This is a genomic window from Mesorhizobium sp. M0074, assembly GCF_040322975.1.
In the GTDB taxonomy this organism is placed as follows: Bacteria; Pseudomonadota; Alphaproteobacteria; order Rhizobiales; family Rhizobiaceae; genus Mesorhizobium.
The window spans coordinates 88,530-105,946 of sequence record NZ_JAMYUM010000002.1; the positions used below are offsets into that span (position 1 = coordinate 88,530).

Consider the following 17,417-nt stretch of genomic DNA (forward strand, 5'->3'; position numbering starts at 1 on the left):
GATTCGATAAGGCTTGTCTCTTCAGGTCGAAAACCGGTACCCGCCTTTCACCGGCTGGGCCTGCCTGGCTTTCTGCGAGCCGGCGCGCGCGGCCGCCGCAAGAATGCTCTCCATCAGGTCCTTTTCGCGCAGCGGTTTGCCGAGCAGCGGCACGTCGGGGGGCCGGTCGGCGATCGCGTCGGCATCGGCATATCCCGTTATCATCACCGCCGGCCAATCGGACCGCAGATTCCGGGCGAACCGAATGACCTCCAGGCCCGAGACGAGCGGCATGGCAAAATCGGTGACGATGACATCGAAATCGTACGGCGCCCGCTCGATCATCGCCAGCGCTTCGGCACCGCCCCCGGCACAGGTAACCGCAAAGCCGTGTTGGCGAAGCGATTGCGCCGTCAGTTCCCGTAGTACATTGCTGTCGTCGATCAGCAGGACCGATGGATAGTCCTCGCCGGCATTCCCGACGCTGTCGTCGGCATCGGACTTCTCGGCGATTTCCACCGGGCGCTCGATTGAACGCGGCAGCCAGAGCTGGACGGATGTTCCACTGCCGACGGTGCTTTCAATGCGAAGCGTGCCGCCCGATTGCTTGACGAAACCATGCACCGTGCTCAGACCGAGGCCAGTGCCTTTGCCGACCGGTTTTGTGGTGAAGAACGGTTCTACGACCTTGGCGAGAATGTCAGCCGGTATGCCCGACCCCGTGTCCTTGACCGTGACCACGACATAGTCGCCCGCCGAAATATCCTCGGCTGCACTGCCTAGCGTTCGATTTTGCGCCTCCACGATTATCGTGCCGCCGGACGGCATGGCATCGCGCGCGTTGAAGACCAGGTTCATCAGCGCGAGCTCCAGCTGGCTGGCATCGACATGCGCCGGCCACACAGTGTCGTCGACAAGCCAATCGAAACGGATCAGGCCGCCCAGGACCGGGGCCACCAACCCGTTCATTGTATCGCCGAGCGCGGCGAGGCGCACGGCCTGCGGCCGCAGCGTCTGGCGGCGCGAGAAGGCAAGCATGCGGTTGACGAGCTCGGCGCCTTGTTTTGCCGACCGGCGTGTCAGTTCCAGAACCTGCCTGGTCTGTCCGTCGAACTCGGCATGGCGCTCGAGCAATCCCAATCCGCTGAGAATTGCGGCAAGCAGATTGTTGAAATCATGCGCCAGGCCGCCGGTAAGCTTGCCGATCGCGTCGAGGCGCTGCGACTGCAGCAGCTGGTCCTCAAGCTCGCGCCGCTCGGTAACGTCCAGCAATGTGCCGAGGATCTCGGGGTTCCGGCCGTCGGAGCCATTCGACAGGACGCCCTGGTCGAGAAAAATCCGGTAATTGCCGTCGGCGCATTGCCAGCGGAATTCGCAGGTGTAGGAGCCGGTGGCCTTGGCTGCGAGCAGGACCTCCCTCACTCTCGGCAGATCGTCGGGATGAACGCGGCTCAGGCCGAAGCCTGGATCGGCGGTCAGCCGTTCCGCAGGAAAGCCGGTCAGGCGTTCGACCCCTTCGGTGACAAAGCTGGCGCCGAACGGCGGCTCCGCCGCCCTTGCGTGGAAGCAGACCGGAAGAGAGCTCAAAATGGCATGCTGCCGCTCCTGTGCGCTGCGCAGCGCCCGCTCGGCCTCGAGCTTTTCCTTCTGCGCCTGCAGTGCCTGGGCCAGCAGCCGTTGCTCGGCAGCCGCCTTTTGCTGGATTTCGAGCGTCTTCTCATGAAGTTCGACGAACACGGCAACCTTGGAACGCAGCATGGCCGGGTCGAAAGGCTTGAACACGTAATCCACCGCGCCGGCGTCGTAGCCGCGCAGCATGTGCGCGTCTTCCTTGTTGATGGCGGTGAGAAAAATTATCGGCGTTCGCCTGGATTGCTCGCGCTGGCGGATCAATCCCGCGGTCTCGTAGCCATCCAGCCGGGGCATCAGCACGTCCAGCAGGATGACTGCGAAATCCTCCTTCAGCAGTGCGCGCAACGCCTCTTCGCCCGACTGCACGCAGACGACTTCACCGATAGGGGCCAGAACCTCGCCGATCGCCAGCAGATTGCGCTCGTCGTCATCCACGGCCAGGATGCGCGCCTTTGCCGGCCCCGCTGCCGGCGCCATGACCTCCAGCTTCCTTGCTCCGTTTCTCGACAGCTTCTGCATCGAGCGGCCGTCAGTTCACTGCCATGAGCGTCTTTTCCGGACCATGGACACGGGATCGCGAACGGCCGATCCAGACACGCAGCAATGCCAACAGCAGATCGAGGTCGACAGGCTTGGCGATGTAGTCGGAGGCGCCGGCGTCGAGGCACTTCTGCCGGTCGCCCTTCATTGCCTTGGCTGTGACCGAGATCAATGGGATATGGGCGATCGCCGGCATGCTGCGGATCTGCCGCATCGTCTCGTAGCCATCCATTTCCGGCATCATGATATCGATCAGTGCCGCATCGATGTCCGGGCTCTGCTCCAGAAGCGCGATACCTTCCCGGCCGCGCTCCGCATGCAGCACCTGGATGTCATAGGTCTCGAGAACGCTAGTAAGCGAATAGATGTTGCGGATGTCGTCGTCGACGATGAGGACCTTTGCGCCGGCGAGGTCGAATTTGTCCGGCTGTTCGGCTGCCGCACCATCGTTTTCGTGGCCTCGCCCGGGGAGTGTTGCCGACATCAGGAGAGCCAGCTGCGCGAAATTCTCCGCCCGCGGAACATCCGCCAATGCCGGATGCAAGGCGAGCGACTGTTGCAGCGCTTCCGGATGAGGCGCAAAGAACAGCAGTCGCGACACCGACTGCCCGAACAGGACGGCAATCTCATCCAGCATCTGGGCGTTGTCCTTGGCCGAGCGGCCAAAGCCGAGCACAACGGCATCATAGTTGGCGATGCCGATTTCGTCCGCATTCGCCGCGACGCGGCCGATCGCCGTAACCGAGGTGACGCCGTCGCGGATCGCCTCGATCAGCGAAAGGCGGCGCTCGGGATCGGGATCGGCAATCAGGACGCGGCTCTGGACGCGGAGCTTTCTGGAATGAATATCCTGGAAGACCTTCATCAGTTCGTCCGACGATACGGGCTTGGTTGAAATGCTGGATGCACCCTTGCGGGCAAGCACCTCGATGTCTTCGGCGCCCGAGATGACATGAACGGGAATGTCCTTGGTTTTCGGGTCATGGCGAAGCAGATCGAACAACACCCAGCCGTCGATATCCGATAGTCCGAGATCGAGCGTAATCGCGTCGGGAACCAGCTTGCGTGCCAAAGCCAGCGTGCCGGAGCCCGCGGTCGACAGGACGCCTTTCAGCCCGGCCGAACGTGCAAGGCCGAGCAGCAAACCGCCGAAGGTCGGGTCGTCCTCGACGATCAGCACGACCCGATCTTCAGACGAGATCATGTCGCGGTCATCGAGCAATTCGGAGGACGGCGGGCTCGGCTGCGCTGTCGTCGCGGCCACCTCCATCGCCGGCAGCAACGCCGCTTGCGGGGCCAAGGCCATCCGGGGTCCGTCGAATGGAATGACCAGAGTGAACGTCGAACCCTTGCCCGGCGTGCTCTCGACCCGCAATTCGCCGCCGAGCAGCCGGGCAATCTCCCGGCTGATCGAGAGCCCAAGCCCGGTGCCGCCATATTTGCGGCTGGTGGTGCCGTCGGCCTGCTGGAAGGCCTCGAAAATCAGCTTCTGCTTGTCTTGCGGAATACCGATGCCGGTATCGCTGACCACGATCGCGAGCGCCTCCATCGGTTGCGCCGAGCCGTTGTGACGGCCCGTCGTTTCGGCCCGGAAATTCAAGCGGACCTCGCCTTGCGAGGTGAACTTGAACGCGTTCGACAAAAGGTTGAGCACGATTTGCTGCAACCGCTTCTCGTCGGTGCGGACGGTTTCCGGAAGCTCGCGGTCGACATTGATGGTGAAGCCAAGCCCCTTGTCGGTCGCCAGCTGCCGGAAGGTTCGCTCCATATGCTGGCGAAGATGCACCACGGGCATATCGTTGATATCGATCGAGACGGTGCCCGATTCGATCTTCGACAGATCGAGGATGTCGTTGATGAGGCTCAAAAGGTCGGTGCCGGCCGAATTGATGGTGCGCGCGAACTCGACCTGCTTGTCGTTGAGATTGCCCTGCTGGTTGGTTGCGAGCAGGTTTGAAAGGATGAGCAGCGAGTTCAGCGGCGTGCGCAGTTCGTGGCTCATATTGGCGAGGAATTCCGACTTGTATTTCGAGGTAAGCGCCAGCTGCTCGGCCTTCTCCTCCAGCGCCCGCCGCGCCATCTCGATTTCCAGGTTCTTGTTCTCCACCTGCTTCTTTTCGTTCTCGAGCAGCTGCGCCTTTTCCTGCAGCTCCTCATTGGTGGCGTGCAGCTCCTCCTGCTTCTTGGTCAGTTCGGTCTGACGCGCCTGCAATTCCGAGGTCAGCAGCTGCGACTGCTTGAGCAGGCCTTCGGTGCGCATGGTGGCGGCGATGGTGTTGAGAACGATGCCGACGGATTCCATCAGCTGGTTGAGGAACGACTGGTGCGTGTCGCGGAATTCGCTGAACGAGGCGAGTTCGATGACGGCCTTCACCTCGTCCTCGAACAGAGCCGGAAGAATGATCACGTTCGCCGGCGCGGCATTGCCAAGGCCGGAGGTAACGCGCAGGAAATTCGGCGGCACATTGTCCAGCATGATGGCGCGCTTGTCGGCGGCACTCTGCCCGACAAGCCCTTCACGCAGATCGAGGCGTTGCTTGATTTCCGCCTTGCTTTCGGCGCCATAGGAGGCGGCGAGCTCCAGATAGAATTCATCCTCGTCGCGGTTGGTCACATAGAACACGCCATATTGCGCATTCACCAGCGGGGCGAGTTCGGACATGATGAGGCGCGAGATCGTGGCCAGGTCGCGCTCGCCCTGCAGCATGCGCGAGAAGCGGGCGAGATTGGTCTTCAGCCAGTCCTGCTCGGCATTCTTCAGCGTCTGGTCCTTCAAATTGCGGATCATCTCGTTGATGTTGTCTTTCAGCGCCGCCACCTCGCCGGAGGCCTGGACGCTGATCGAGCGGGTCAGATCGCCCTTGGTCACCGCCGTCGACACCTCGGCGATGGCGCGCACCTGAGTGGTCAGGTTGGCCGCGAGCTGATTGACGTTGTCGGTCAGGTCGCGCCAAAGGCCGGCAGCGCCGGGCACCCGGGCCTGGCCGCCGAGCTTGCCTTCGATGCCCACTTCGCGGGCGACGTTGGTCACCTGGTCGGCGAAGGTCGCCAGCGTCTCGATCATGCCGTTGATGGTGTCGGCGAGCGAGGCGATCTCGCCCTTGGCATCGACCGTCAGCTTGCGCTTGAGATTGCCTTGCGCGACCGCGGTCACGACATCGGCGATGCCGCGCACCTGGTTGGTCAGGTTCGTCGCCATCAGGTTGACGTTGTCGGTCAGGTCCTTCCAGGTACCGGCGACGCCCTCGACCCGCGCCTGGCCGCCGAGCTTGCCCTCGGTGCCGACCTCGCGGGCGACACGCGTCACTTCGCCGGCAAAGGAGTTCAGCTGGTCGACCATGGTGTTGATCGTCGATTTCAGCTCCAGGATCTCGCCCTTGACGTCGACGGTGATCTTCTTCGACAGGTCGCCGCGCGCCACAGCGGTGGTCACCTCGGCGATGTTACGGACCTGGCCGGTCAGGTTCTCGGCCATCGAATTCACATTGTCGGTCAGATCCTTCCAGGTGCCGGCAACGCCGCGCACCTGCGCCTGGCCGCCGAGCTTGCCCTCGGTGCCGACCTCGCGCGCCACGCGCGTCACCTCGGAGGCGAAGGAATTCAGCTGGTCGACCATCGTATTGATGGTGTCCTTGAGCTCGAGGATTTCGCCGCGCACATCGACGGTGATCTTCTTCGACAGGTCGCCAAGCGCCACCGCCGTGGTCACCTCGGCGATGTTGCGCACCTGGCCGGTCAGGTTGGCAGCCATCGCATTGACATTGTCGGTCAAGTCCTTCCAGGTGCCGGCAACGCCGCGCACCTGCGCCTGGCCGCCGAGCTTGCCGTCCGAACCGACCTCGCGCGCCACGCGCGTCACCTCGGAGGCGAAGGAATTCAGCTGGTCGACCATCGTATTGATGACGTCCTTGATCTGCAGGATCTCGCCCAATGCATCGACGGTGATCTTCTGGGTCAGGTCGCCGGTCGCAATTGCCGTCGCCACCTTGGAGACGTCGCGCAATTGCACGGTCAGATTGCCGGCCATGGCGTTGACGTTGTCGGTCAGGTCCTTCCAGGTGCCGCCGACACCCTCGACATGCGCCTGGCCGCCGAGCTTGCCTTCCGACCCCACTTCGCGCGCCACACGCGTCACTTCGGAGGCGAAGGAATTGAGCTGGTCGACCATCGTGTTGACGGTATCCTTGAGCTCCAGGATTTCGCCCTTGACGTCGACGGTGATCTTTTTCGACAGGTCGCCGCGGGCGACGGCGGTCGTCACCTCGGCGATGTTGCGGACCTGGCCGGTCAGGTTGGCGGCCATCAGATTGACGTTGTCGGTCAGGTCCTTCCAGGTGCCGCCGACCCCTTTCACCTCGGCCTGGCCGCCGAGCTTGCCCTCGGTGCCGACCTCGCGGGCGACGCGCGTCACTTCGGAGGCGAAGGAATTGAGCTGGTCGACCATCGTGTTGATGGTGTCCTTGAGCTCGAGGATTTCGCCCTGCACGGCGACAGTGATCTTCTTCGACAGGTCGCCCGAAGCGACCGCAGTCGTCACCTCGGCGATGTTGCGCACTTGGCCGGTCAGGTTCTCGGCCATCGAATTGACGTTGTCGGTCAGGTCCTTCCAGGTGCCGGCGACGCCGCGCACCTGCGCCTGGCCGCCGAGCTTGCCCTCGGTGCCGACCTCGCGGGCGACGCGCGTCACCTCGCCGGCAAATGAATTCAGCTGGTCGACCATGGTGTTGATAGTCGATTTCAGCTCGAGGATCTCGCCCTTGACGTCGACGGTGATCTTCTTCGACAGGTCGCCCAGCGCCACAGCCGTCGTCACCTCGGCTATATTGCGCACCTGGCCGGTCAGGTTCTCGGCCATCAGGTTGACGTTGTCGGTCAGGTCCTTCCATGTGCCGCCGACACCTTCGACGCGCGCCTGGCCGCCGAGCTTGCCTTCTGTACCGACTTCGCGCGCGACGCGCGTCACTTCCGAGGCGAAGGAATTGAGCTGGTCGACCATCGTGTTGATGGTGTTCTTGAGTTCGAGGATTTCGCCTTTCACGTCGACGGTAATCTTCTTCGACAGGTCGCCGGAAGCGACGGCGGTCGTCACCTCGGCGATGTTGCGCACCTGCCCGGTCAGGTTCGTCGCCATCGCGTTGACGTTGTCGGTCAGGTCCTTCCAGGTCCCGGCCACACCTTTCACGCGGGCCTGGCCGCCGAGCTTGCCTTCGGTGCCGACCTCGCGCGCCACGCGCGTCACTTCCGAGGCGAAGGAGGCCAGTTGCCCGACCATGGTGTTGACGATCTTGCCGATGCGCAGAAACTCGCCGCGCAGCTGCCGGCCGTCGATTTCGACCATCATCGTCTGCGACAGGTCGCCTTTGGCGACCGCGCCGATGACGCGCGCCACTTCGGCCGTCGGCTGAACCATGTCCTCGATCAGATCGTTGACAGAACGGACGCTCGATTCCCAGCTGCCGGTGGCGTTGCGGACACGGCCGCGTTCGCCGATCCGGCCATCCTTGCCGACGACCTTGCTGAGGCGTTCGAACTCGCGCGTGACCTGATCGTTGAGTTCGACGATTTCGTTGAAGGTGTCGGCGATCTCGGAATCAAGGCCGGCGTAGACATTGTCGATACGAACGGAGAAATCACCGCTCCGAAAAGCCTTCAGCGCGTTCAGTACTTGACGGTGGTCCAACTGCCTTGTGGATGCAAGCACGCTCACAGCGCCCCTCCCAGCTCACGGATTTCTTGAATGTCCTGGTGAAACTGTCCCCTGCGGCCGACACAACTCCCCGCAAGCGCAAGAACGCGGCATGCTCGATTTGGTTCCAGACGAAATTGCCGCTATGCGGCAGGAATTTCGCAGCCGCATTCACGAAACGACGAGCAACAAAGATTCATAATGATTGTATCGATCAATATTTCTGCCCAACGGAACATCTCGAAAAAACTCTCGTTGGTATAGATCGCGATCCAGCGATGCAACTCGATGGAGACACTAAGATGATGAAAATTCTCTCTGCATCCCTACTTGCTATCGGCCTGGCCACATCTGCCATGGCACAATCCATGGGCTCCGGGACCGGTAATGACCCCAATACCGGCGTCAACACAGGCACTTCCGGCGGCAACACCGGGACCGGCAGCGCAACTACCCCGAACACGATCGATCCGAACGCAACGAACGCTACCACGCCGCAGACAAACGGTATGGAGGACCGCTGTAAGGATACGGCGAGCAGCGATACCGACAACAATACCCCCAGCGGCGCCATGACGTCGGATATGCAGAACTGCAACAAGTAACGGAGTTTTGCTCAGCCGTCATTTCAGCCCGCTGCCTGGTCCAGACCGGTGCTCGCGGTTCAAACCACAGCCAGAAACATGCACTGACCGGGCACGGGCCCATTACTTCTGAATGGATCGGCGAGCCCAAGCCGGGCGGCCGATTAACTAGTCTCAGCTAGGTTCTGCGATAAGCGGCGGCCAGCCCGGACGGGCGGGCGGCCGTTCTGCTGATTTTCGCGGAGAGAACTGGTGGAGCCAATCGGAATCGAACCGACGACCTCTTGAATGCCATTCAAGCGCTCTCCCAACTGAGCTATGGCCCCACTCCGGCAGTTCACCGGCGCCGTTTCCGGCGAAGAGATCCGGCGCGGGTTCTAGACCGCGCCGTTAGTGAAGGCGGCTTCTAACCCCGCCTTCAGTCAATATCAAGCCTTCAAGAACCGCTTTTTCTAGGCAGCGCCGCGAAAGCCGGCGAATGCGGTTCGCTCAGACTTCGTCGTCGTCTTCGCCGACGCCGATCATGTCGGCAACGTCGTCGTCTTCTTCCTCCTCGTCGGCGAGGAACGTGTCATCCTCGTCATCGCCAAGGTCAACGTCGTCTTCGTCATCGCCGAGATCGGGAAGCTCGTCGGCCTTCGCGTCCTCGTCCGCCTCTTCGAGCGAGACAACCTCGACGCCCTCTTCCTCCTCGGCGTCCACTTCCTTCTCGGCAACTTCCTCTTCCTCCTCGAGGGCGGCGATCTTGCCTTCCTCGAAATAGGAGCGCGGATAGCTCTTGCCCGTATAAGGCGAGACGATTGGGTCCTTGTTCAAGTCATAGAATTTTCGACCCGTCTCCGGGTCGATGCGTTTGGTGCCAAGTTCGGGTTTTGCCACAGCAAGCCTCGTCGATGAAAGTTTGGTCCCCTTAACCAGAGTTTACGGCGCTGTCAAAGCGAAAAGCCGGCGTCCCAAAAAGCTTGAATTCGAAGGCCTTCATACCAAGGGGATGACCATTTCGGTACGCCATGATAGGAGACCCCGCAAACCAGCAGAAAATGGCCGGCCGCCGGCGTTTCCAGGAAAGAACCATGTCGCACACTGCCGCCCCGAAGCAGGCCACCGCCCGCAAATCATCTGGCCTTTCAGGCGCGGCACGGGTGCCGGGCGACAAGTCGATCTCGCACCGCTCGTTCATGTTCGGTGGCCTGGCCTCCGGCGAAACCCGCATCACCGGGCTGCTGGAAGGCGAGGACGTGATGCGTACGGGCGCTGCCATGAAGGCCATGGGCGCCCATATCGAGAAGCATGGCGCTGAGTGGGTGATCCGCGGTACCGGCAACGGCGCGCTGCTGCAGCCGGTAGGCCCGCTCGATTTCGGCAATGCCGGCACGGGCTCACGCCTCACCATGGGCCTGGTCGGCACCTATGACATGGAAACCACCTTCATCGGCGACGCCTCGCTGTCGGGCCGGCCGATGGGCCGGGTGCTCGAACCGCTCCGCCAGATGGGCGTGCAGGTGCTGAAGGCGACGCCCGGCGACCGCATGCCGATCGCGCTGCACGGGCCCAAGCACGCCGCGCCGATCACCTACCGCGTGCCGATGGCATCGGCGCAGGTCAAGTCGGCGGTGCTGCTGGCTGGGCTGAACACGCCGGGCATCACCACCGTCATCGAGCCGGTTATGACGCGCGACCACACCGAAAAGATGCTCAAGGGGTTCGGCGCCAATCTGTCGGTCGAGACCGACGAGCGCGGCGTGCGCCATATTTTCATCGAAGGCCAGGGCAAGCTCACGGGACAGACGATCGCGGTGCCGGGCGACCCCTCCTCGGCCGGCTTTCCGCTGGTGGCGGCGCTGATCGTGCCGGGCTCGGACATTACCATCGAAAACGTGCTGATGAACCCGACCCGCACTGGACTTCTGTTGACGCTGCAGGAAATGGGCGCGCGCATCGACATAATCGATCCGCGCAACGAAGGCGGCGAGGATGTTGCCGATCTGCGTGTGCGTTACTCCGAGCTGAAAGGCGTCACCGTACCGCCGGAACGGGCGCCGACGATGATCGACGAGTATCCGGTGCTTGCCGTGGCGGCCAGCTTCGCCGAGGGCGAAACGCTGATGCTCGGGCTGGAAGAGCTGCGCGTGAAGGAATCCGACCGGCTGTCGGCAGTGGCCGAAGGGCTGAAGCTCAACGGCGTGGACTGCAGCGAAGGCGAGGCCTCGCTTGTCGTGCGCGGAAAACCCGGCGGCAAGGGCCTCGGCCAGCATCCCAACGGACAGGGCACCATCGTCCAGACCCATCTCGATCACCGCATCGCCATGAGCTTTCTGGTGATGGGGCTGGCAACGGAAAAACCGGTGACCATCGACGATCAGGCGATGATCGCAACGAGCTTTCCGGAATTCATGGGACTGATGAAGGGGCTGGGCGCGGAGATTTCCTAAAACTCCAGATTGTCGCCAAATTTGGTTATCAACTCAATTGTTCTTTAAGGCTGGCGCTTCAAGCTCAAGCGAGCATTGGGGAGAGCCATGAATATTCTTGCCTCGATTTTACTGGCGATAGTAGCAGGTGTCGTTTTGACCATCGCAAAGGCGATGTCCGTCGCCAAGATGATCAATGGACGGAACTATTCACTCGTGTGCTTCGGTTTGATCGGGGCATCTTGGGTCGGGCTTACCATCCCAAGCATAGGGTCCTCATGTGGACCGATAGGTTGCGCATACGGCCTGCATTTCGGCTGGGTGCTTGACTTAATCAAAGCCGACATACCCTCAAATGCGATATTTATCGTAGTTGGTGGCTATGCGATCCTTAGCGTATATTTTTTCAGCCATGTGCTGGGATGGGTATTCTATCTGCTTAGGGCATTTGCGCGGCCCATTTCGCGTTGATGGGTTCAAACCGCATAGTGCCATATTGCAATGAGGCCGGTTCTCGGCTTGTTGTCGTCCATGATCCCGACCTTCACCATAGCCATCGACGGCCCTGCCGGCGCCGGAAAGGGCACCCTTGCCCGGCGGCTGGCCGATCACTACCGGCTGAACCTGCTCGACACCGGCCTTACCTATCGCGCGGTGGCGCATTCGCTGCTCCGGCTCGGCCTGCCGCTCGACAATGTTTCGGCCGCCGAAACCGCGGCCCGGCAGGTCGATCTGGCAAAGCTCGACCGCGCAGTGCTTTCGGCACACGCCGTTGGCGAGGCGGCTTCGAAAGTGGCAGTGATCCCGTCGGTGCGGCGCATCCTGGTCGAGAAACAGCGTGACTTCGCAAGAACACCGCCTGGCGCGGTGCTCGACGGCCGCGACATCGGCACCGTCGTCTGTCCCGATGCCGACGTAAAACTCTATGTCACGGCCAGTGCCGAGGTGCGGGCAAAGCGGCGGCTGGATGAAATCGAGAGCATCGGCGGCACTGCCAATTTCGATGAAATCCTTGCCGATATCGTGCGCCGCGACGAGCGCGACATGGGCCGCATGGACTCGCCCTTGAAGCCGGCGGCCGATGCGCACTTGCTCGACACGTCGGAAATGGCTATAGAGGCCGCGTTTCTGGCAGCTCAGGCGATCATCGACGATGTCCTGGCCAAGAGAAACGAAGCCTGAGCCGGGTTTTCCTGCCGCCGCCGATTGCCGGCGACAAAAAGACTTCCCATATCGGGTATGAACCAGCCTGCCAGCATTCTTCATGCGCCGGAATTGCCGCTCAAGGGCGGCCAAGGGCTTTTTGCCCGGAACGCCGGCAGGCCAACGCAACGCTAACCCACGGCGCCCGCCCCGCGACAGATTGCGGGGCATTCCAGGAGAAACTATGTCAGTTGCAAATCCCACTCGCGATGATTTCGCGAGCCTGCTCGAAGAATCATTTTCCGCCGGCCATTCCGGCGAAGGCCAGGTCGTCAAGGGCATCATCACCGCCATTGAGAAGGACATGGCCATCATCGACGTCGGCCTCAAGGTCGAAGGCCGCGTGCCGCTGAAGGAATTCGGCGTCAAGGGCAAGGACACGACGCTCAAGGTCGGCGACACGGTCGAGGTCTATGTCGAGCGTATCGAAAATGCGCTTGGCGAAGCCATGCTGTCGCGTGAGAAGGCCCGCCGCGAAGAGAGCTGGGTCCGTCTCGAAGAGAAGTTCACCAAGGGCGAACGCGTCGAAGGCGTCATCTTCAACCAGGTCAAGGGCGGCTTCACCGTCGACCTCGACGGCGCTGTGGCCTTCCTGCCGCGCAGCCAGGTTGACATCCGCCCGATCCGCGACGTCTCGCCGCTGATGCACAACCCGCAGCCCTTCGAGATCCTCAAGATGGATCGCCGCCGCGGCAACATCGTGGTGTCGCGCCGCACCGTGCTCGAGGAAAGCCGCGCCGAACAGCGTTCGGAAATCGTGCAGAACCTCGAAGAAGGCCAAGTAGTCGAAGGCGTCGTCAAGAACATCACCGACTATGGTGCGTTCGTCGACCTCGGCGGCATCGATGGCCTGCTGCACGTCACCGACATGGCCTGGCGCCGCGTCAATCATCCGACCGAAATCCTCAACATCGGCCAGACGGTCAAGGTGCAGATCATCCGCATCAACCAGGAAACCCACCGCATCTCGCTCGGCATGAAGCAGCTCGAGAGCGATCCGTGGTCCGAGATCGGCACCAAGTTCCCGATCGGCAAGAAGATCAAGGGTACCGTCACCAACATCACCGACTACGGCGCATTCGTCGAGCTGGAGCCGGGCATCGAAGGCCTCATCCACGTTTCGGAAATGTCGTGGACCAAGAAGAACGTGCATCCCGGCAAGATCCTGTCGACGACGCAGGAAGTCGACGTGGTGGTGCTCGAAGTCGATCCGGCCAAGCGCCGTATCTCGCTCGGCCTCAAGCAGACGCTGGAGAACCCGTGGGAGGCCTTCGCGCGCAGCCATCCGGTCGGCAGCCAGGTCGAAGGCGAGGTCAAGAACAAGACCGAGTTCGGCCTGTTCATCGGCCTCGAAGGCGACGTCGACGGCATGGTCCACCTTTCCGACCTCGACTGGACCCGTCCGGGCGAGCAGGTGATCGAGGAGTACAATCGCGGTGACATGGTCAAGGCGCAGGTGCTCGACGTCGACATCGACAAGGAGCGCATCTCGCTCGGCATCAAGCAGCTGGCCAAGGACACGGTCGGCGAAGCAGCGACGTCAGGCGAACTGCGCAAGAACGCAGTCGTCACCTGCGAGGTTATCGGCGTGAAGGATGGCGGTCTGGAAGTGCGGCTGGTCGACAGCGGCATCGAGACCTTCATCAAGCGCTCCGACCTCAGCCGTGACCGCGACGAGCAGCGCCCCGAGCGCTTCACCGTCGGCCAGAAAGTCGACGCCCGCGTCATCGCCTTCGACAAGAAGACCCGCAAGCTGCAGGTCTCGATCAAGGCGCTGGAAATCGCCGAAGAGAAGGAAGCGGTCGCTCAGTACGGCTCAACCGATTCCGGCGCTTCGCTGGGCGATATTTTGGGTGCCGCGCTGAAGAAGCAGGGCAGCTAAGCCAACACCGCGCCTCGCGCGGGTTATAAACGAAACAAAAAGCCTCGCCGGAACGATCCGGCGGGGCTTTTGCTTGTGACCTTTGCTTGCGACGGATCGCAGGCTCAGGCCCGGCCGTAGAGTGGCACCAGCGTGCCGCTGATCGCCATGTTGGCCGGCGAGGCAAGGTAGGCAATGGCCTCGGCCGCCGCTTCAAGGCTGACCCATCTACTGAAATCTGCGTTCGGCATGTCAGCCCGGTTGGCCGGCGTGTCGAGCGTCGAAGGCGCCACGGCGTTGACCAGGATGCCGTTGCCCTTCAGCTCTTCGGCTATCGCCACGGTCATCGCGGCGACTGCCGCCTTGGCGGCGGCGTAGGCCACCTTGCCGGAGCCGCGCCGCGGATCGAGCCCGGCTCGCGCGGTGACATTGACGATGCGGCCCGGCACGGAAGATCCCAGCATCGAGCGTATCGCCGCGCGGCAGCACAGAAAGGTGGTGCGGGCATTGGTGTCCATCATCTCGGCGAAGGAGGCGGGTTCGATCTTCTCGACCGGCGCCGCGGTGAAGCCGCCGGCAAGATGCACCGATGCCCATAAATCTGGAACGCTGGCATAGAAGGCGTCGACCTTGGCAGGGTCGGCAAGGTCGACATTGTGCGCCAGCCTGACGCGGTCATGCGCCGGAAAGGGAAAATGCGCAGGCACGGCAGCGTGGGCATTGGGCACATGGCAGATCGCGCCCTGCTCCAGCAGTTTTCCTACGACCGCGCCGCCAAGGGCACCGGTGCCGCCGGTCACCACGATATGTCTGCCGTCCAGTGTTTCCGTCATATTCGACCGCTCCGTCATTGCGCGCCGCCGATGCGGAAGGTCGCGCCTTTCGCGCGATCACTCAACCGAAATCTCGATGACGTAAGGTCGTCCAGTCGCCCGCGCGCGCCCAAGCGCGTCCGCCAAGCCGCCGGTGCCGGAAATCCGCTCGGCGGCAATGCCGTAGGCTTCGGCCAATTTGCAGAAATCCGGCGGTGCCGGGGAGACGCCGACCGGCTCGACGCCGACGTCGAGCATCGAGGTTTCGATCTCGCGGTAGCCACGATTGTTCCAGACTGTGAAGATCACCGGCGCCGCAGCGTCGAGCGCGGCGCCCAGTTCCGGCAGGGTGAACTGGAAGCCGCCGTCGCCGGTGAGGCAAACGACCGGCGCCTCAGGCCTGGCAAGGACGGCACCGATCGCCGCCGGCGGGCCATAGCCGAGCGCGCCGAAGCCGGTGGCCGCGTTGAACCAGCCGCCCGGCCGGTCGTGATCGTAATAGAGGTTGGCGGCGTAGACCGGCTGGGTCGAATCGCCGACGATGATCGCGCCAGGCAGCGCATCGCGGATCGTCTCGACGGCGCGCAGTTGCGCCTGCATGGCCGGGCCAATCTCGGCAAAGGCCGCCTGCCGCGTCGCGGCGGCGCGGGCTGAACCATCATCCAATGGCGTCTCGTGCGTGCCGATTTCGGCAAGCAGCGCCTTGAGCGCCGCTCCGCAATCGGCCTGGATCGAAATCCGCGCAGGCCGGCGGGCAAGCTGGTCGGCGCCGATGTCGATGCGGATCAGGTTGGCGGGCAGGACAAAACCGCCGTCGCCATAGCCATCATAGTCGGTCGGACCGAATTCGGTGCCGGCCGCAATGACCAGGTCGGCATCGGCGATCAGCGCACGCACCGCCTTCAGGCTGGGGCTGGCCGGCACGCCAAGCGGATGGCGATAGAGCAGGCCGCGCGCATTGGCGGTCTGAACGACCGGCGCTCCCAACCTCTCGGCAAGGCGCTGCAACGGCGCTTCGGCCGCTTTGGCGCCGCCACCGGCCAGGATAAGCGGCCGGCGGGCAGACGCGCATAGCCTTGCCGCCTCGGCAATCGCCGCCACATCCGGCCCGGGCGGCGCTGAATTCCGCAGCAGCGGCACGATGCCGTTGGCCGGCATGGTCATGACATCGGTCGGGATCTCAATATGCACCGGACCCGGACGCGAGGATGAGAACAGCGCAAAGGCGCGGGCTAGCACGCCGGGCAGTTCGCCGGCCTCGGTGACACGGTGCGAAAACAGCGCCACCTTCTCCATCATGCCGCGCTGGTCCGGCAGTTCATGCAGATGGCCAAGGCCTTTGCCCAGCGTCGGTGTGGCGTTGACGCCCGAGATTACCAGCATCGGCACCGAATCGGCGCGCGCCTGACCCATTGCGGTGATGGTGTTGGTCAGCCCCGGCCCGGTGATGACGAAGACGATACCCGGCCTGCCGCTGGCGCGCGCATAGCCGTCGGCCATGAAGCCGGCGCCCTGCTCGTGGCGCGGCGTGACGTGACGGATCTTCGATCGCGCCAGCCCGCGGTAGAGCTCGACCGTGTGTACGCCGGGAATGCCGAAGACGGTGTCGACGCCGTGCGCTTCGAGCAAGGTGATGAGCGCTTCGCCGATGGTCGTCATTGTCTTAGCACCGGGCGCGTGAGGCAGGTAGGGCCGCCCTCGCAGGCAATGCACAGCGCATCGGCCTCGAATGTCGAGACCGTACAGCCGGCGGCTTGCATGGCAGCCGCCGTCTTCGGAAAACCGGCAACGGCGATAACCTGGCGCGGCGCGGTCGGCAGCACGTTCAGGCTGAGCCCATTCGAGGCGAAGAATTCGTCGGCGTCGCCCTCGACCAGCCGAATGCCGCGTTCGCGCAGCATCTGGTGGAAGGCGACCGGCAGGAGGGGCGCATACACCAGCGCCAGATCGTCTGCGAGCGGGCTGATCACCGACATCAGATGCAGGCAGGCCTCCTCGCCCTGCCAGAGCGGCAGGTCGAAGCCATAGACCTGGATGCCCTTGGGTGAAAGCAGGTTGGAGAGCTGCTGGATGCCGTGCTGATTGGTGCGCACGCCGCGGCCGACGGCCAGCGTGTTTGCATCCACCCACACGCAGTCGCCGCCCTCGACCTGGCCGGGAGCCTCGATACGGCCGAGGGTGGGGATGCCCATGCGCCCGTAGGCTGCCTCGTGCAGGCCGGGCTCTCGCCGGCGCAGCGCCTTGCCCATGGCAAGGATGACCGCGCCATGGTCGGTCATCAGCGACGGATCGTGGGTAAAGACCGAATCGGCAAGCCCGTCATCGGCGTCGCTCAGCCATTCGATTTCGGCACCTGAGACAGAAATCAGCCTGGCCAGTGCATCATGCTGGGTTGCCGCTTTTTGTGGATCGAAGCCGGGGCCATAGTGCCACTCCAGCGCTTCGGCCCGACGCATGGCGCTGGCGGCGGAGCGCATCAGCACGCGCTGCAGCGGCCCGGCCATCGACTGCGACCCGTATGCTTTGCCCACTAAGTTCTCCTGAAACGCGCCCCTCCTGCCAATAGCCACTCGGCAGGCCGTGATCAATGGTCCAAAAACTGCGGTTGACGGAGGCAAGCGGAACGGTCCATCTTGAGAATCGGAACGCTGTCCAGTGACGGGTAATGGGTAAAAAATTCCAGCAAGGACTGCCTCGGCTGCTCCGCGG

General features: G+C 63.0%; 11 protein-coding genes and 1 tRNA gene. 5 read left to right on the forward strand and 7 right to left on the reverse strand.

Annotated elements, in window-relative coordinates; genetic code table 11:
- Nucleotides 1–21 precede the first annotated feature (21 nt).
- Together NKJ73_RS03450 and NKJ73_RS03455 are read right to left on the reverse strand one after the other, a co-directional pair.
- Entirely contained in the window at nt 22–2,130 is a 2,109-nt protein-coding gene (locus tag NKJ73_RS03450; protein ID WP_502896637.1) for a PAS domain-containing hybrid sensor histidine kinase/response regulator, read from the reverse strand.
- Nucleotides 2,131–2,140: 10 nt separating this feature from the next.
- Entirely contained in the window at nt 2,141–7,852 is a 5,712-nt protein-coding gene (locus tag NKJ73_RS03455) for a HAMP domain-containing protein (protein ID WP_352568563.1), read from the reverse strand.
- Between the two features lie 44 nt (nt 7,853–7,896).
- Between NKJ73_RS03455 and NKJ73_RS03460 the strand changes: the two genes are divergently transcribed.
- Nucleotides 7,897–8,442, forward strand: coding sequence for a hypothetical protein (locus tag NKJ73_RS03460; RefSeq protein WP_352568367.1), 546 nt, complete (start codon nt 7,897–7,899; stop codon nt 8,440–8,442).
- A 229-nt stretch (nt 8,443–8,671) separates the two neighbouring features.
- On the opposite strand, the gene NKJ73_RS03465 is transcribed toward NKJ73_RS03460, so the two are convergent.
- Together NKJ73_RS03465 and NKJ73_RS03470 are read right to left on the reverse strand one after the other, a co-directional pair.
- A tRNA-Ala gene (locus NKJ73_RS03465) sits at nt 8,672–8,747 on the reverse strand.
- Nucleotides 8,748–8,910: 163 nt separating this feature from the next.
- A complete protein-coding gene (locus tag NKJ73_RS03470; protein ID WP_023676282.1) occupies nt 8,911–9,300 on the reverse strand; it encodes a TIGR02300 family protein in 390 nt (129 codons plus the stop codon).
- 194 nt (nt 9,301–9,494) lie between these two features.
- Between NKJ73_RS03470 and aroA the strand changes: the two genes are divergently transcribed.
- The 4 genes from aroA to rpsA all read left to right on the forward strand — a co-directional run bounded on the left by aroA (nt 9,495) and on the right by rpsA (nt 13,917).
- Complete coding sequence (gene aroA, locus NKJ73_RS03475) at nt 9,495–10,853, forward strand: 3-phosphoshikimate 1-carboxyvinyltransferase (protein WP_352568368.1); 1,359 nt, start codon at nt 9,495–9,497, stop codon at nt 10,851–10,853.
- An 87-nt stretch (nt 10,854–10,940) separates the two neighbouring features.
- Nucleotides 10,941–11,303: a hypothetical protein gene (locus NKJ73_RS03480; protein WP_352568369.1), complete on the forward strand. Its 363-nt coding sequence runs from the start codon at nt 10,941–10,943 to the stop codon at nt 11,301–11,303.
- 60 nt (nt 11,304–11,363) lie between these two features.
- The gene (gene cmk, locus NKJ73_RS03485; RefSeq protein ID WP_352568370.1) at nt 11,364–12,014 is read left to right on the forward strand and encodes a (d)CMP kinase; all 651 of its coding nucleotides are present in this window, start codon (nt 11,364–11,366) and stop codon (nt 12,012–12,014) included.
- 205 nt (nt 12,015–12,219) lie between these two features.
- The gene (rpsA, locus tag NKJ73_RS03490) at nt 12,220–13,917 is read left to right on the forward strand and encodes a 30S ribosomal protein S1 (RefSeq protein WP_023676278.1); all 1,698 of its coding nucleotides are present in this window, start codon (nt 12,220–12,222) and stop codon (nt 13,915–13,917) included.
- Between the two features lie 104 nt (nt 13,918–14,021).
- Here rpsA and NKJ73_RS03495 read toward each other — a convergent pair whose 3' ends face one another.
- Genes NKJ73_RS03495 through NKJ73_RS03505 form a run of 3 tightly spaced genes read right to left on the reverse strand, consistent with a single transcriptional unit; the run spans nt 14,022 to nt 17,212 of the window.
- Nucleotides 14,022–14,729: an SDR family NAD(P)-dependent oxidoreductase gene (locus NKJ73_RS03495; RefSeq protein ID WP_352568371.1), complete on the reverse strand. Its 708-nt coding sequence runs from the start codon at nt 14,727–14,729 to the stop codon at nt 14,022–14,024.
- A 57-nt stretch (nt 14,730–14,786) separates the two neighbouring features.
- The gene (locus NKJ73_RS03500; protein ID WP_352568372.1) at nt 14,787–16,367 is read right to left on the reverse strand and encodes a 5-guanidino-2-oxopentanoate decarboxylase; all 1,581 of its coding nucleotides are present in this window, start codon (nt 16,365–16,367) and stop codon (nt 14,787–14,789) included.
- Complete coding sequence (locus NKJ73_RS03505) at nt 16,364–17,212, reverse strand: dimethylarginine dimethylaminohydrolase family protein (RefSeq protein WP_352568564.1); 849 nt, start codon at nt 17,210–17,212, stop codon at nt 16,364–16,366. The genes NKJ73_RS03500 and NKJ73_RS03505 overlap by 4 nt, the downstream gene beginning before the upstream one ends.
- Nucleotides 17,213–17,417 lie beyond the last annotated feature (205 nt).

Excerpts from the sequence above, each read along its gene's own strand:
- NKJ73_RS03450 (WP_502896637.1), bottom strand. The coding sequence starts at position 2,130 with ATGCAGAAGCTGTCGAGAAACGGAGCAAGGAAGCTGGAGGTCATGGCG.
- aroA (WP_352568368.1), top strand. The coding sequence starts at position 9,495 with ATGTCGCACACTGCCGCCCCGAAGCAGGCCACCGCCCGCAAATCATCT.
- NKJ73_RS03480 (WP_352568369.1), top strand. The coding sequence starts at position 10,941 with ATGAATATTCTTGCCTCGATTTTACTGGCGATAGTAGCAGGTGTCGTT.
- cmk (WP_352568370.1), top strand. The coding sequence starts at position 11,364 with ATGATCCCGACCTTCACCATAGCCATCGACGGCCCTGCCGGCGCCGGA.
- rpsA (WP_023676278.1), top strand. The coding sequence starts at position 12,220 with ATGTCAGTTGCAAATCCCACTCGCGATGATTTCGCGAGCCTGCTCGAA.
- NKJ73_RS03495 (WP_352568371.1), bottom strand. The coding sequence starts at position 14,729 with ATGACGGAAACACTGGACGGCAGACATATCGTGGTGACCGGCGGCACC.
- NKJ73_RS03500 (WP_352568372.1), bottom strand. The coding sequence starts at position 16,367 with ATGACGACCATCGGCGAAGCGCTCATCACCTTGCTCGAAGCGCACGGC.
- NKJ73_RS03505 (WP_352568564.1), bottom strand. The coding sequence starts at position 17,212 with ATGGCCGGGCCGCTGCAGCGCGTGCTGATGCGCTCCGCCGCCAGCGCC.